The organism is Saccharothrix tamanrassetensis (assembly GCF_014203665.1).
GTDB classification, from domain to species: Bacteria; Actinomycetota; Actinomycetes; order Mycobacteriales; family Pseudonocardiaceae; genus Actinosynnema; species Actinosynnema tamanrassetense.
On record NZ_JACHJN010000009.1, the window covers coordinates 25,579 to 39,988 of the forward strand.

General features: G+C 70.6%; 16 protein-coding genes. 4 read left to right on the forward strand and 12 right to left on the reverse strand.

The features are described from left to right. The first annotated feature begins 1 nt into the window (after position 1). Complete coding sequence (locus FHS29_RS26065) at positions 2-628, forward strand: RloB family protein (protein WP_184694912.1); 627 nt, start codon at positions 2-4, stop codon at positions 626-628. Here the strand turns inward: FHS29_RS26065 and FHS29_RS26070 are convergent. The 3 genes from FHS29_RS26070 to FHS29_RS26080 form a co-directional block, all read right to left on the reverse strand. After that, entirely contained in the window at positions 625-1,620 is a 996-nt protein-coding gene (locus FHS29_RS26070; RefSeq protein WP_184694914.1) for a YdcF family protein, read from the reverse strand. The two genes, FHS29_RS26065 and FHS29_RS26070, sit on opposite strands and share 4 nt — an antisense overlap. A gap of 30 nt (positions 1,621-1,650) precedes the next feature. After that, on the reverse strand, positions 1,651-2,403 hold the full coding sequence (locus FHS29_RS26075) for an ArsR/SmtB family transcription factor (protein WP_312865102.1): 753 nt from the start codon (positions 2,401-2,403) through the stop codon (positions 1,651-1,653). Between the two features lie 70 nt (positions 2,404-2,473). After that, complete coding sequence (locus FHS29_RS26080) at positions 2,474-3,106, reverse strand: GNAT family N-acetyltransferase (protein WP_184694918.1); 633 nt, start codon at positions 3,104-3,106, stop codon at positions 2,474-2,476. A 146-nt stretch (positions 3,107-3,252) separates the two neighbouring features. Here FHS29_RS26080 and FHS29_RS26085 point away from each other — a divergent pair, with 146 nt between their 5' ends. Continuing rightward, positions 3,253-4,572, forward strand: a complete 1,320-nt coding sequence (locus tag FHS29_RS26085) for an aminotransferase-like domain-containing protein (RefSeq protein WP_184694920.1) — start codon at positions 3,253-3,255, stop codon at positions 4,570-4,572. A 15-nt stretch (positions 4,573-4,587) separates the two neighbouring features. After that, complete coding sequence (locus tag FHS29_RS26090; protein WP_184694921.1) at positions 4,588-5,532, forward strand: D-alanine--D-alanine ligase family protein; 945 nt, start codon at positions 4,588-4,590, stop codon at positions 5,530-5,532. Positions 5,533-5,708: 176 nt separating this feature from the next. Here the strand turns inward: FHS29_RS26090 and FHS29_RS26095 are convergent, their stop codons facing one another. The 9 genes from FHS29_RS26095 to rpmH form a co-directional block, all read right to left on the reverse strand. Next, a complete protein-coding gene (locus tag FHS29_RS26095; RefSeq protein ID WP_184694923.1) occupies positions 5,709-6,686 on the reverse strand; it encodes a ParB/RepB/Spo0J family partition protein in 978 nt (325 codons plus the stop codon). Continuing rightward, a complete protein-coding gene (locus tag FHS29_RS26100; RefSeq protein WP_312865123.1) occupies positions 6,683-7,609 on the reverse strand; it encodes a ParA family protein in 927 nt (308 codons plus the stop codon). Before FHS29_RS26100 ends, FHS29_RS26095 begins: the two co-directional genes overlap by 4 nt. 173 nt (positions 7,610-7,782) lie before the next feature. Further along, positions 7,783-8,460, reverse strand: coding sequence for a 16S rRNA (guanine(527)-N(7))-methyltransferase RsmG (rsmG, locus tag FHS29_RS26105; protein ID WP_184694925.1), 678 nt, complete (start codon positions 8,458-8,460; stop codon positions 7,783-7,785). Positions 8,461-8,619: 159 nt separating this feature from the next. After that, a complete protein-coding gene (locus FHS29_RS26110; protein WP_184694927.1) occupies positions 8,620-9,078 on the reverse strand; it encodes an NUDIX hydrolase in 459 nt (152 codons plus the stop codon). A gap of 150 nt (positions 9,079-9,228) precedes the next feature. Then, on the reverse strand, positions 9,229-9,771 hold the full coding sequence (locus tag FHS29_RS26115) for a Jag family protein (RefSeq protein WP_184694929.1): 543 nt from the start codon (positions 9,769-9,771) through the stop codon (positions 9,229-9,231). Positions 9,772-9,789: 18 nt separating this feature from the next. Then, complete coding sequence (yidC, locus tag FHS29_RS26120) at positions 9,790-10,851, reverse strand: membrane protein insertase YidC (protein WP_184694931.1); 1,062 nt, start codon at positions 10,849-10,851, stop codon at positions 9,790-9,792. 3 nt (positions 10,852-10,854) lie between these two features. Then, positions 10,855-11,124, reverse strand: a complete 270-nt coding sequence (yidD, locus tag FHS29_RS26125) for a membrane protein insertion efficiency factor YidD (protein ID WP_184694933.1) — start codon at positions 11,122-11,124, stop codon at positions 10,855-10,857. Next, positions 11,121-11,507, reverse strand: coding sequence for a ribonuclease P protein component (gene rnpA / locus FHS29_RS26130; RefSeq protein WP_184694935.1), 387 nt, complete (start codon positions 11,505-11,507; stop codon positions 11,121-11,123). Before rnpA ends, yidD begins: the two co-directional genes overlap by 4 nt. A gap of 13 nt (positions 11,508-11,520) precedes the next feature. After that, the gene (gene rpmH / locus FHS29_RS26135) at positions 11,521-11,664 is read right to left on the reverse strand and encodes a 50S ribosomal protein L34 (RefSeq protein ID WP_015105868.1); all 144 of its coding nucleotides are present in this window, start codon (positions 11,662-11,664) and stop codon (positions 11,521-11,523) included. A 439-nt stretch (positions 11,665-12,103) separates the two neighbouring features. Here rpmH and dnaA point away from each other — a divergent pair, with 439 nt between their 5' ends. Beyond that, positions 12,104-13,639: a chromosomal replication initiator protein DnaA gene (gene dnaA, locus FHS29_RS26140; RefSeq protein WP_184694938.1), complete on the forward strand. Its 1,536-nt coding sequence runs from the start codon at positions 12,104-12,106 to the stop codon at positions 13,637-13,639. Positions 13,640-14,410: the final 771 nt, after the last annotated feature.

Below are 14,410 nucleotides of genomic sequence, written 5' to 3' on the forward strand. Positions count from 1 at the left end.
GATGACCCGCAGGAGGACCGGCGGCAAGGATCTCCGCCGCAAGACCGCCACCAGGCCGGAACGCAAGACCATCGTGGTGTTCTGCGAAGGTGTCGCGTCCGAGCCGGACTACATCAACGGCCTGAAAAGACTGCCCGAGGTTCGCGGTAACACCGCGATCAGCATCGAGATCGACCCCGGGCAGGGCGTGCCGCTCACGCTGGTGAAACTCGCGATCGAGCGCGCCGCCGACAAAGAGGTCGACGAGTGCTGGTGCGTCTTCGACGTCGAATGGCCCAAGCAGCACCCCAACCTCCAGCAGGCCATCCGGTTGGCGACCGACAACGGCATCAGGCTGGCCGTCTCGAACCCCTGCTTCGAGCTGTGGCTGGCGCTGCACTTCGAGGACTGCACCGCCCACCAGGACACCCCGGAAGCTGAGCGGCGCAGTCGTCACCTCGAAGGACGCACTGGGAAACGCATCGACGCTGACCGGTACATGCCACTCCGGAACACGGCCTCGGCACGCGCTTCGGCGTTGGCGCGGCGTCATGCGCGAAACCACACCGAGTCGCCGCACGACAACCCGTCGTCCTCGATGTACGAGTTCCTGGCCGCGATCGAGCCACCTCGCCCGGCCTCGGGCTAACGCAGGACCAGCAGCAGGTACAGGGCCACGAGCAGGCCGGGCAGCACGGTGTGCGTGATCGGGTGGCGGGCCAGCAGGGCCACGAACTCGCGCAGGAACGCACTCGGCAGGAAGTACCAGGCCGTCCGTGACCCGATGACCTCCAGCCGCATCCGCATCCGCCGCGCCAGCACCGCCGTCCGGAACACGTGGAAGTTGTTGGTCACCGCGACGGTTCGGCCGGTGTGGCCGCGTTCGGTCAGCAGCGCCCGGCTGTAGCGGAGGTTCTCCTCGGTCGTCGTCGCCCGGTCCTCCAGCACGATCAGCTCCTCCGGGACGTCGCGGCCGATCAGGTAGCGGCGCATCGCCGTTGCCTCCGAGACGTCCTCATCCGCCCCCTGGCCACCGGAAACGACCACCAGCGGTGCGTGGCCGGCCGCCACCTCCCGGCGGAAGACGGCGGCTGCGCGGTCCAGGCGGCTGGCCAGCAGGGGCGGCACCCGTGAGCCGTTGAGGCCCGCGCCGAGCACGATCACCGCGTCGAAGCCGGTCCGGCGGCCGGTCTTGCCGTAGATGATCGAGTACAGCAGCAGGCTGACGAACAGGAACGCCACGTAGGCCGCGACGATCACCAGCGACCCGACGACGGCGTGCACCCAGGTCCGCTCGTCGGCCAGGGCGAGCACGAAGAACGCCACCAGGACGATGATCGCCACGCCGGTGAGCAGCGACAGCAGGTTGGCCAGGCCGCGGCCCTCGCGGCGCAGCATCACCACGCCGTTGACGATCAGCGCCACCGGCAGCACCAGGACCGCGCCCAGCACGCCTACCAGCACCGCCCACCCGATGGCGTCGTCCAGCCACACCGGCAGGTCGTCCCGGGACACCAGCCACAGGAAGGCGAACACCAGGGTCAGGCCGAGCCAGACGGCGTTGGCGATCCGCCGTCGGTCGCGACGCACGCCCAGGACGAACAACACAGCCGACAACACGGCGATGATCGCGTAGAGCACGACGTCAAACTAGCCCGATCACCCCCGGTCTCACGTCGTCGGCATCTCCCACGGGAGCGACGGCAGCACCTGCCCGGTCTCCAGCAGCGACTTCAGGTTGGACAGCACGGCGGCCCACCCGGCGGCGGCCTGCGCGCGCTCGGCTTCGTCGACGAGGTTCTCGTGGGTCACGGTGAGCCGCACGATCTCCCCGTACGGCTGCACGAGGAACGTGACGGTGGACGTCGCCTGCCCGCCCTCCGGCTCGCGCCAGGTGGTCACCAGGCGGCGCGGCGGGTCGCTCTCCAGCACCTCGCCCACCACGTCGTCGATGCCGGAGCCGTCCGCCCGGCGGTGGACCCACGGGGAGCCGACCTGCCAGTCGGAGACGTTGTGGTGGCCCCAGTAGGCGGCGGTGAGGTCGGCGTCGGTCAACGCCTCCCAGACCTTCTCCGGGGTGCTCCGGATGTAGGTCACGTACACGAACTCCGGCTTCATGGCGGCCTCCGCCTGTCGTTTGATCGCACTCAGCACCCCGAGGCGGGGTTGCTCGAACCGCTCGATCCACCGTTGCTGGATCTCGTGGATGGGCACCGGGTTGAGGTAGTGCAGCTTCTCCCGTCCCCGGCGGACGGTGGTGACCAGGTTCGCGGCCTCCAGCACGCCCAGGTGCTGCGTGGCGGACTGCCGGGTCATGCCCAGCCGCCGGCACAGCTCACCGAGCGTCTGGCCGTTCTCCTCGCGCAGCCGGTCCAGCAGGTAGCGCCGGGTCTCGTCGGCCAACGCCTTGAACACCTCGTCCACACCCACAGTAATGCAGGCATTTACCTGCATGTCAAGCCGCCCGAAAGGAACCGCAGGTCGGAGCGGTAAATCAGACGGGGCGGAAGCTCGGTTCGGCCGTCGACACGGTGACCGTGCCGAGCAGGCGCTCCAACGCGGCCTCGACGTCTTCCTTCCACGAGGAAGCGCTGCGCAGCTCCAGCCTCAGCCGGGGCCAGCGCGGGTGCGGTCGCACGGTCTTGAACCCGACCTGGAGCAGGAAGTCGGCCGGCGTCACGCACGACCGCTCGTCCTCGGACGGCCGGTTGTCCCCGAACGCCTCGATGGCCTTGACGCCGCGCCGGGTCAGGTCCTTCGCCACGGTCTGCACCAGCACCCGGCCGAGCCCGCCGCCGCGGAACTCCGGCAGCACCTCCAGGCCGGTCATCAGCACCGCGTCGGGGCTGGCGGGGGAGGTGGGGAAGGCCGAAGACCTGGGCACGGCGGCCGGCGGCGCGTAGAACACCGAACCGGCCGGGATGCCGTCGGCGTAGATGATCCGGCCGCACGAACCCCATTCGAGCAGGACGCTGGACACCCAGGCTTCCTTCTCGAACTCGGTGTCGCCGTACTCCTCGGCCTGTTCCCGCAGGTGGGGCGCCAGTTCCCAGAACACGCACGTCCGGCTGTGCTTGGAGAGGTGCTCCAGGTTGTCCAGCGTGACGCCCACGACGCGTCGCGACACCCCGACCTCCCAAGCCCCCGGTGAAAACCCCCTATCAGGATAGGCGGATGTGACCCCGGTCTGGAAGGCGGATGCCCCGAACGGGACGGCGGTTACACTCAGCCGGGAACAAACCCGCCGGTAACCGCTACTACGTCGGAGTTCCCGTGAACGTGCCCGTTCAGCCTGCGAAGCAGGGAGCCAGGAGTCTCGATCCCCATCTGCGCCGGTACGCGGCGCGCACGGCGGGGATGACGGCATCGGAGATCCGGGCGCTGTTCGCGGTGGCAAGCCGACCCGAGGTGGTGTCCCTGGCGGGAGGGATGCCCCACCTGGCGGCGCTCCCCCTGGACTCCCTGTCGGCGGAGGTCGGCGACCTGATCGCGTCCGACGGCCTGGTGGCGCTCCAGTACGGCTCCGCGCACGGCGTGCCGGAGCTGCGGGAGCAGATCTGCGACGTGATGGCGCTGGAGGGCATCAACGCCCATCCGGATGACGTCGTCGTCACCGTGGGCTCCCAGATGGGCCTGGACATGGTCACCCGGATCTTCTGCGACCCCGGTGACGTCGTGCTGGCCGAAGGTCCCTCGTACGTCGGTGCGCTCGGGTCGTTCGCGGCCTACCAGGCGCAGGTCGTGCACGTCGCCATGGACGCCGACGGCTTGGTGCCCGCGGCGCTCGAGGAGGCGGTCCAAGCCGTCGAGCGCGCCGGTCAGCGGGTCAAGTTCCTCTACACGATCCCGAACTTCCACAACCCCGCCGGGGTGACGCTGGCCGTGCGGCGGCGAGCCGAGGTGCTGGAGATCTGCCGGTCGCACGGCATCCTGGTCGTGGAGGACAACCCGTACGGGCTGCTGGGCTTCGACGGCGTGACCTACCCGGCGCTGCGGTCCACCGACCCGGACAACGTGGTCTACCTGGGCTCGTTCTCCAAGACGTTCGCGGCCGGCCTGCGGGTGGGCTGGGTGCTCGCGCCGCACGCGGTGCGGGAGAAGCTGGTGCTCGCCGCCGAGTCGGCCACGCTGTGCCCGCCCACGCTGAACCAGCTCATCGTCTCCCGCTACCTGTCGACGCACGACTGGAAGGGTCAGGTCAAGACCTACCGGGAGGCCTACCGGGAGCGCCGGGACGCGGCGATCTCGGCCCTGGAGCAGCACATGCCGGTTGGTTCCACGTGGAACAAGCCGAACGGCGGGTTCTACGTGTGGCTGACCGTGCCCGAGGGCATCGACACCAAGGCCATGCTGCCGCGTGCCATCACGCAGCGCGTGGCGTACGCGTCCGGCACCGGGTTCTACGCGGACGGGCTGGGCAGCAGGCAGCTGCGCATCTCGTACTGCTACCCGACGCCGGAGCGGATCCGGGAAGGCGTGCGCCGGCTGGCGAACGTCATCAAGGACGAGTTGGAGCTGCACGAGACGTTCGGCCCGACCGGCACCTCGCGCTCGGTCTCCGGACCGCAGACCCCCTCGCCCGACACCGCCTGATCAGGAGAAGAGAAGTTGTCTGACCGCTGGGTCGCAGTGCTGTCCGGTGGTCTGTCGCACGAGCGGGAGGTGAGCCTGCGATCCGGTCGCAGGCTCTCCGCCGCGCTGCGTTCGGCGGGCCTGGTCGTGGAGGAGTGGGACGCCGACGCCCGACTCCTGACCCGGCTGCGCGACCACCGACCCGACGCCGTCGTGGTGGCGCTGCACGGGGGAGAGGGCGAGAACGGGTCGGTGCAGACCGTCCTGGAACTCGTCGGGGTGCCGTTCGTCGGCACGGACTCGCGGGCGTGCCGCCGGGCGTGGGACAAGCCGACCGCCAAAGCCGAGATCGCGCGGGCCGGGCTGACGACGCCCGAGTGGACCGTCCTGCCGCACGCGACGTTCCGCGAGCTGGGCGCGCAGCCGGTGCTGGACGCGATGGTGGAGAAGCTCGGCCTGCCGCTGATGCTCAAGCCGGACCAGGGCGGGTCGGCGCTGGGTGCCCAGGTCGTGCGGGACGCGGCCGAACTGCCGACGGCGATGGTCGGGTGCCTGGCGTACGGGGACACCGTCCTGGCCGAGCGGTACGTCGAGGGCGTCGAGGTGGCCGTGGTGGTCATCGACGGGCCGGATGGTCCCTACGCCCTGCCGCCGGTCGAGATCGTGCCGGAGAACGGCGTCTACGACTACACCGCCCGGTACACGGCCGGGCTGACCGACTTCCACGCGCCGGCGCGGCTGGACGAGAAGGCGGCGCGGGCGGTCAGTGAACTCGGGGTCGCCGCGCACCGGCTGCTCGGGTTGCGGGACGTGTCGCGGACGGACGCGATCGTGGCGGCCGACGGCACGGTGCACTTCCTCGAGGTGACCGTGTCACCCGGACTCACCGAGACCTCGCTGATGCCGATGGCGGTCGAAGCGGCCGGCCAGTCGATGGGGGAGATCTACGCGGGCCTCGTGGAGCGCGCTGTTTCACGTTGAACCTCGCGACGCCACCGCGAGGTCGCGTCGGCCGTCCGCCGCCCACCCCGCGGTGATCACGCTTCTCGATCGTCGCGGGGTGGGCGGCGGACGGCCGACTTCCAGGCGACCGAGCCTCGACCCGCCGGAGGCGGGTCAATTCAACACTGTCACCGTGACGTAAGTCCCGTGGGTGATCACACGTCCGTCGAACGTGTCCGTTTTGCCGCTTCCGGTGACATCAGGTGGATGATGCGTTCAAGATCGTCCACCGAGCCGAACTCGACCACGATCCGGCCCTTCCGCTGACCCAGCTCGACCTTCACCCGGGTGTCGAAGTTGTCCGACAGCCGCTCCGCCAGCTCCTGCAGTCCCGGCGCCTGGATCGGCTTGCGCCGGGCCTGCTTCGCCTTCGCGGGCTCGGCCGACTTCGCCAGCGTCACCGCTTCCTCGGTCGCCCGGACCGACATGCCCTCGGCCACGATCCGGGTCGCCAGCTCCTCCTGGACCCCCGGATCCTCCAGCCCCAGCAACGCCCGCGCGTGACCCGCCGACAGCACGCCCGCCGCCACCCGCCGCTGCACGGGGAGGGGCAGCTTCAGCAGCCGGATCGTGTTCGTCACGACCGGGCGGCTGCGACCGATGCGGTCGGCCAGCTCCTCGTGCGTGACGCCGAACTCCTCCAGCAGCTGCTGGTACGCCGCCGCCTCTTCCAGCGGGTTGAGCTGGACGCGGTGGATGTTCTCCAGCAGGGCGTCGCGCAGCATCACGTCGTCGGCGGTGCTCCGGACGATCGCCGGGATCGTCTTCAGACCGGCCAGCTGGGTGGCCCGCCAGCGGCGTTCACCCATCACCAGCTCGTAGGTGCCCGGCCCCGCCTCCCGCACCACGATCGGCTGCATCAGCCCGAACTCGCGGATGGAGTGCTCCAGTTCGCGGAGCGCCTCCTCGTCGAAGACCTGGCGCGGCTGCTTCGGGTTCGTCCGGATCGACGTGACCGACAGCTCCTGGTACACCGCGCCGGCCACTTCACCCGACGGCGACGCGTCGGGGGAGGGCGCAGGGGTGGTGCCGTTCGGAACCGCCCGGATCTGGGTCGGCGCACCCACCGGTGGACCGCTCGGGATCAGGGCCGCGAGACCGCGACCGAGGCCACCCTTGCGCTGCTCCGTCATGCCGACCCCATCCCCGCGCCGTACTCGGCGATCTCCCGTGCCGCGTCGAGGTAGCTCATCGCGCCCCGTGAGCCGGGGTCGTAGGTGAGCACCGTCTGACCGAATCCTGGTGCCTCGGAGACCTTCACGCTGCGCGGGATCACCGTCTTGAGCACCGTGTCGCCGAAGTGGCCGCGCACCTCGCTGGTCACCTGGTCGGCCAGCTTGGTGCGGCCGTCGTACATGGTGAGCAGGATGGTGGACACCAGCAGCGTCGGGTTGAGGTGCGCCTGGACGAGTTCGATGTTGCGCAGCAGCTGCCCCAGACCCTCCAGCGCGTAGTACTCGCACTGGATCGGGATCAGCACCTCCTGGGCCGCGACCATCGCGTTGACGGTCAGCAGGCCGAGCGACGGCGGGCAGTCGATGAACACGTAGTCCGGGCGGATCGGGTCCAGCGCCTCCGGGCTGAGCGCCTCCTTGAGCCGGGACTCGCGGGCCACCATCGAGACGAGTTCGATCTCCGCGCCCGCCAGGTCGATGGTCGCGGGCACGCAGTACAGGTTGGGGGACTGGTTGCTGACCTGGGCGGCCTCCGCGACGGACATCTCGCCGATCAGCACCTCGTACACGGACGGCGTGCCGGAGCGGTGCTCGACGGCCAGCGCGGTGCTCGCGTTGCCCTGCGGGTCCAGGTCGATCACCAGGACCTTGAGCCCGTGGATGGCCAGGGCGGCGGCCAGGTTCACCGTGCTGGTGGTCTTGCCGACGCCGCCCTTCTGGTTCGCCACGGTCAGCACGCGGCGGTGGCTCGGCTTGGGGAGTTGGGAGGAGTCGGGGTGCAGCACGCGGGTAGCGCGCGCTGCTTCCTCCGCGATGGGGGTCCACACGGTGCTGTCTCCTGCGTTGTCGTCCGTGCCGTTGCCGTTCGGCCCGCCGGGGATCGGTCCGCCGGGGATCGGTCCGTTCGCGTTCGGTGCTCCGCGAGCCGGTCCGGTATCGGGGCGGAGCACTGCGCCCGCCCCCACCACGCCCTCCGGCGCGGTTTCACGTGGAACACCGGCCGCCTGGAACACCGGTTGCAGCGGGTCGGGCTGCCGGGGGTCGGGGTACACGGTCACCGATCCTTCCTTCCGCGGCGCGCGCCGTCACGGCGGCTCGCCTGCTCCTCGCGCTCCACGAGCACGACCGTCGTCGGCAGTTCGAGTACATCGCCGCCACAGGTGGTGACCCGAGCGCCGGTTCCCCCGGCCCGCCGCACCGCCTGGGCGTCACGTTCCAGTTCCTCGGCGGCGCTCTCGCCCTTGAGCGCCACCAGTTGACCGCCCGGACGCAGCAGCGGCAGGCACCACCGGGCCAGCCGCTCCAGCGGAGCCACGGCACGGGCCGTCACGACGTCGCTGTCCGCCAGCCGTTCCCGCACCGCCGCCTCCTCGGCCCGTCCCCGGAGCACCTCGGCCGTCAGGCCGAGCGCGTCGACCACCTCGGTCAACCACGCGACCCGCCGTGCCATCGGCTCCAGCATGGTCAGCTGGAGGTCGGGGCGGGCGATCGCCAGGGGGATGCCCGGCAAGCCCGCGCCCGAGCCTACGTCCACCACCCGGCAACCTCGGGGAAGCAACTCCGCGACCACGGCGGAATTCAGCACGTGCCGCTCCCAGAGGCGGTCGACCTCGCGCGGGCCGATGAGCCCGCGCTCGACGCCGTGCTCGACGAGCAGGTCCGTGAAGGCGACCGCCTTGGGGTAGTGGTCACCGAAAACCCGCTTCGCGCGGTCCTCCAGAGCTGCGGCCATGTCTCCGTCGTTTCACGTGAAACCACGCGGCGGTGGTCAGCCGGTGGGTTGATGGGGGGCGTCCACGGGGGCGCCCGGCGCCCCACAGATGTGCCGACGCCCACTATGACGGATCACCCCGGCGACACGCCAAATCGACGTGACGAGATCGACCGTGTTTCACGTGGAACGAGCGATCCGGCCGTCCCGCGGTCGGGTCCGGTACATCTCCAGCCCGATGTCGACCGACTCGACGTGGTCCAGCGCGGGCACATCTTCGAGCGGGAACCAGGCCGCTTGGTCGGTCGTCCCGCCCACCTCGTAGGTCAGATCGCCGCCGACGACCTTCGCCTCGTACAGGATGCGGATCCGGTGGTAGTCCAGGTCGACCCCGTCCCGGTTCAGCGGGCCGTGCACGTTCTGGATGCCGAGCAGCCGTCCGACCTCCGCGCGGTAGCCGGTCTCCTCGAACACCTCGCGGATCACCGCGTCGTACGGGTCTTCGCCGTGGTCCACGCCGCCGCCCGGCAGGATCCACCTCGGCCGCTCCGGCCCCAGCCACCGCGACAGCAGGATGCGGCCGTCGTCGATGATCACCGCGTACGCGGCGACGCGCAGCTTCCGGATGATCTCAGTCATGACCGGACCGTTTCACGTGAAACCTGAGGAAGGGAAGTCTTTCGGTTGAACCCCACTTCGGCGGCGGCCGGGGCTGCGACAGGACGACAGCACGAAAAAGCGCCTCCTGGTTTCACGTGAAACCAGGAGGCGCTCTCCGTCGAAACGGGGTCAGGGCTTGGGCAGCACCACGACCCGGCGCTGGGGCTCCTCGCCCTCGCTCTCGCTGTGCACACCCGCCACCGACGCGACGGCGTCGTGCACGACCTTGCGCTCGAACGGGGTCATCGGGTGCAGCCGCACCTTCTCCCCGGACGCGAGCACCTTCTCCGCGGTGGTCCTGCCGAGGTCCGCGAGCTCCGCCCGTCGACCCGCCCGCCAGCCGGCGATGTCCAGCATGAGCCGGCTGCGCACGCCGGTCTCCTGCTGCACGGCCAGCCGGGTGAGCTCCTGCAAGGACTCCAGCACGGTGCCGCGCGGACCGACCAGCTTCTCCAGGTCGTCACCGCCGTCGATGCTGACGATCGCCCGACCCGCTTCGACATCGAGGTCGATGTCGCCGTCGTAGTCGAGCAGGTCGAGCAGCCGCTCCAGGTAGTCCCCGGCGATGTCGCCCTCCTGGACGAGCAGGTCCTCCGAACTCCCCGACCGCGCCGGCGGGGCTTCGTCAGCCTCCGGCGTGTCCACGTCGGTAGCCTGCAACGTCTCCGACACGATGTCTCCTCTCCAGGGTCAACGACGCCTCTTGTTGCCCTGCTTCTTGCCCGCGGATCGGTCTGGGCTCAGACCGGGAATCTCGGTGGACGGCTTGCCGTTCGCGGCGGGCTCGTCCGAAGGTGGCGTGTCCTGCTTCTCGGCCTCGCCCGCCGGCTTCCCGGCGGGCTTCGCACCCGCCGCGGACTTCGCACCCGCCGCGGACTTGGCGCCGGGCGCCGGCTTCGCGCCCGGCCTCGGCGGCTTCACACCCGGCTTGGGGGCGAGCGCCTGGCGCTGCTGCGTGGCCGCTTCCTTCTTCTCCGCTTCCTCGCGGTCGATGCGGTGGTACACGAAGTACTGCTGCGCCAGCGTCCACGCGTTGTTGCTCAGCCAGTAGAGCAGGATCGCGATGGGGAAGAACAGGCCACCGACCAGCACGCCGATCGGGAAGATGTAGAGCGTCAGCTTGTTCATGATCGCGGTCTGCGGGTTGTCCGCCGCCGCCTGCGTCTGCCGGGCCACCGAGTGCCGCGCGGTGAAGTGGGTGGCGATCGACGCGACGATCATCATCGGGATCGCGACGTAGAGCACCGAGGTGCGCTCGGTGGCGAACTGCGCCAGCTCGCGCTCCGGCATGGTGATGAAGGTCGACAGGTTCGCGCCGAACAGCTTGGCGTTGACGAACGACTCCACGCCCTTGGCGTCGAAGAAGTACACCTCGCCCCAGCCGGGCTTGAACGAGCGCAGCACGTGGAACAGACCGATGAACACCGGGATCTGCACCAGCATCGGCAGGCAGCCGCCGAGCGGGTTCACCCCGTGCTCGGACTGGAGCTTCTGCATCTCCTGCGCCTGGCGCTGGCGGTCGTTCGCGTACTTCTTCTTGATCTTCTGGAGCTCGGGGGCGAACTCCTGCATCTTGCGCATCGACCGCACCTGGCCGACGAACGGCTTGAAGAGCAGGGCGCGCAGGGTGAAGACGAGGAACACCACCGACAGCGCCCACGCGAACCCGCTCGCCTCGCCGAAGATGTGGCCGAACACCCAGTGCCAACACCACAGGATGAAGGACACCGGGTAGTAGATGAAGTTGAGCACTGGCTACTCCTCGGCAGGAAGGTCGGGGACCGTGGTCCGCCTCGGCGGAACGGGGTCCAGGCCACCAGGGTGCCAGGGTCCGCAGCGGCCCAGCCGGCGGATGGCCAGCCAGGAGCCGCGCAGCGGACCGTGGACGGTCAGCGCCTCCACCGCGTACGTGCTGCAACTCGGGTGGAAACGGCAGGTCGGGGGCAACGCGGGGGAGATGAACCGCCGGTAGAAGTTGATCGGCAGCAGCAACGCCCGCGTCACGGGGCTCACCCGCTCGGTCATCGCAGCAGCCTGCGCAGCGCGGCGTCGAAGTCGTCGGCCAGCTCGGCGCTGGTCGCCCCGGCCGCCGGCGCGAGCGCGCGCACGACGAGCGACGACCCGGTGGGCAGCCCGGCGAGCCGGTCCCGCACCACGTGCCGCAGCCTGCGGCTCACCCGGTGCCGGACCACGGAGTTGCCCACGGCCTTGCTCACGACGAAGCCCACCTTGGACTCGTCCAAGGTGGGCTGCGCCGACGGTGGTGCTGCCGGGTCCGCCGGGGTCGGTGCAGTGAGCCCCGGCATCAGGGCGTGCACGACCAGCCGGGGCCGGCCGGCCCGGCGGCCTCGGCGGACCACCAGGCCGAAGTCCTGGCTGCGGGTCAGCCGGTTGGCCGCCGGGAGCACGGCGCTGCGGCGATCAGGCGGACAGCTGCTGGCGGCCCTTGCTGCGACGGGCGGCCAGAATGGCGCGACCGGCGCGGGTGCGCATACGCAGCCGGAAGCCGTGCGTCTTCGCGCGGCGGCGGTTGTTGGGCTGGAAAGTGCGCTTACCCTTGCTCACGGTCGGACTCCCGTTGCTGAACGTCTGTGGTCGTCCCCGGCGGGTCCATGGGCGCGCGCAAAGAGCGCGCCTCGCAAGCGGAGACCGGTCCAGGGTACGCAGCCCCGGGGGCGGGACTCAAATCGGGGTGGCCGGTAGGGTGGCGCCGACCGCGTCCGGCGAGGTGCCGGGCAGGTAAAGCGCTTGCGACGACCTGCGTCTTGTGGCATGGCCCCGCGCCTTGTTAGCGTGCTGCCTTCGCGGGTTGCCGTGGGCCGACGGAGTCTCGCCGCACGCACCGCCCCGGTGTTCGGAAAGCAACGAGGGGATCGCTGCGACCGACGCGCGTTCGTGCACAGTTGTGGATAACTCTGTGGATGCCTCTATTCTCCGTGTCCACGTCGTGGCAGTCCCCGGGGGCGGGCCGCGGGGGAGTCACCGAGGGGAGGGGAGCGCGGAGGTGTCCGACCACCAGACCGATCTGGGTCGAGTGTGGGAACAGGTCGTGCAGGAGCTGGCTGCCAGCACGTTGTCCCCGCAGCAACGCGCCTGGATGCGCGTGACCCGTCCCATCGGTCTGCTCGACGGAACCGCGCTGCTGGCCGCGCCGTCCGACTTCGCCAAGGAGGCGATCGAGCGCGCCCTGCGCGAGCCGATCACCGCGGCGCTGTCCCGCAGGCTGGGCCGCGCGGTGTCCCTGGCGGTGAAGGTCGACTCACCCGAACCGGTGAACGGTCCGCCGACCACGCCCATCCCCGTGCCGGCGGTGGCCGCGGTCGCGGTCGTCCCGAACGGCGTGCCGGAGCTGTCCCTCGTCGGCGAGGAGACGGACACCGACGAAGAGGTCGACGAGGAAGGTGACGCGCTCGCCGCCGTCACCGAGATCTGGCCGACCTTCGGCGGCGGCGCGCCGAGCGGCACCCCGTTCACGCGACCCGCGAACCCCGCGTCGTCCCAGACGAGGCTGAACGAGAAGTACAACTTCGACACCTTCGTGATCGGCGCGTCGAACCGCTTCGCCCACGCCGCCGCGGTAGCGGTCGCCGAGGCCCCGGCCCGCGCGTACAACCCGCTGTTCATCTGGGGCGAGTCCGGTCTGGGCAAGACGCACCTGCTGCACGCGGTCGGGCACTACGCCCAGCGGCTGTTCCCCGGCATGCGGGTCCGGTACGTGTCGACCGAAGAGTTCACCAACGACTTCATCAACTCCCTGCGCGACGACCGCAAGGTCGCGTTCCAGCGCCGCTACCGGGACATCGACGTGCTGCTCGTCGACGACATCCAGTTCCTGGAGGGCAAGGAAGGGACGCAGGAGGAGTTCTTCCACACGTTCAACACCCTGCACAACTCGAACAAGCAGATCGTGGTCTCCTCCGACCGGCCGCCCAAGCGGCTGGAGACGCTGGAGGACCGCCTGCGCACCCGGTTCGAGTGGGGCCTGATCACCGACATCCAGCCGCCCGAGCTGGAGACCCGCATCGCGATCCTGCGGAAGAAGGCCGCCCAGGACCGCCTGGCGGCGCCCGCCGAGGTGCTGGAGTTCATCGCGGCCCGGATCGAGCGCAACATCCGCGAGCTGGAAGGCGCCCTCATCCGGGTGACGGCGTTCGCGTCGCTCAACCGCCAGCCGGTGGACGTGCAGCTGGCGGAGATAGTGCTGCGCGACCTGATCCCGGACTCGCACGCCCCGGAGATCACCGCCCCGACCATCATGGCGGTCACCGCGGAGTTCTTCAGCGTGAGCATCGACGACCTGTGCGGCCCCGGCAAGACGAAGGTGCTGGCCCAGGCCCGGCAGATCTCCATGTACCTGTGCCGGGAGCTGACGGACCTGTCGCTGCCCAAGATCGGGCAAACGTTTGGCGGCCGGGACCACACCACGGTCATGCACGCGGACAAGAAGATCCGCAAGGAGATGGCCGAGCGCCGCCGGGTGTACGAACAGGTGCAGGAACTGACCTCGCGCATCAAGCAGCGGGCCCGCCACACCCCCTGAGGCCCGCTCCGACCGACCTTCGGCTCAGATCGTCGGCCCGGTTCATCAGCCCGGTTCATCAGCCCGGTTACGTCCACGATCACGGCCGGTTTGCCGTCGTCTCGTCGTCTCGTCGTCTCGGCGCGCCCTCCATCCGCGACCGCTCGGCTCGCGTTCCACGGGTGTCCCCGGCCCACGACGGCCCGGTCCGACTTCGGCCACCGTCCCCGCCCGCCACCGGCCGCCCGCCACCGGCCGCCCGCCACCGGCCGGCCCCACCTTCCCCACGCATCCCCCGCAGCCGACCGCCTGGCCGGAACCCCCCGGCGGTCCCCGCGTGCCCGGCCGCACCCGGGCGCGGACTCGACGCCCGGGTGCGGCCGGCGACCGCACCCGGGCGCGCGGCGTCGTTCCCCCGGGGCGGGCGCGCCTGCCCCGGCCCGCCGACCGCCCGCCCGATCCGCCTCCCCCGGGTGACCGGTCGGTGTCCGGGCGCCCCCGCCGGGGGCCCGATCGCGGGTTCCGACCGCGCCGCCGGACGGTCCCCGACCTCGCCGGAACGCCCGCCGCCGGGCCCCGATCCAGGTTTCCCGGCCGGTATTCCAGGTAAATCAGGGGTGACGAGTTGTCCACAGGCCCGGCAAAAGCGCCGTTCGGGGGAGATCCAGGCCACGATCACCCTGTGCAGCACCCGGGTACAACTCGGCCCACACCCGGGGATGCACCCGGGGACAACTCGGCGGATCTGTGGACCGAACGGAGCACGCCGGTAGTTCTCCCCGGGGGCGGCGA

Coding starts and splice junctions, on each gene's coding strand:
- FHS29_RS26065 (WP_184694912.1), top strand. CDS start 2: ATGACCCGCAGGAGGACCGGCGGCAAGGATCTCCGCCGCAAGACCGCC.
- FHS29_RS26095 (WP_184694923.1), bottom strand. CDS start 6,686: ATGACGGAGCAGCGCAAGGGTGGCCTCGGTCGCGGTCTCGCGGCCCTG.
- rsmG (WP_184694925.1), bottom strand. CDS start 8,460: ATGGCCGCAGCTCTGGAGGACCGCGCGAAGCGGGTTTTCGGTGACCAC.
- FHS29_RS26110 (WP_184694927.1), bottom strand. CDS start 9,078: ATGACTGAGATCATCCGGAAGCTGCGCGTCGCCGCGTACGCGGTGATC.
- yidD (WP_184694933.1), bottom strand. CDS start 11,124: ATGACCGAGCGGGTGAGCCCCGTGACGCGGGCGTTGCTGCTGCCGATC.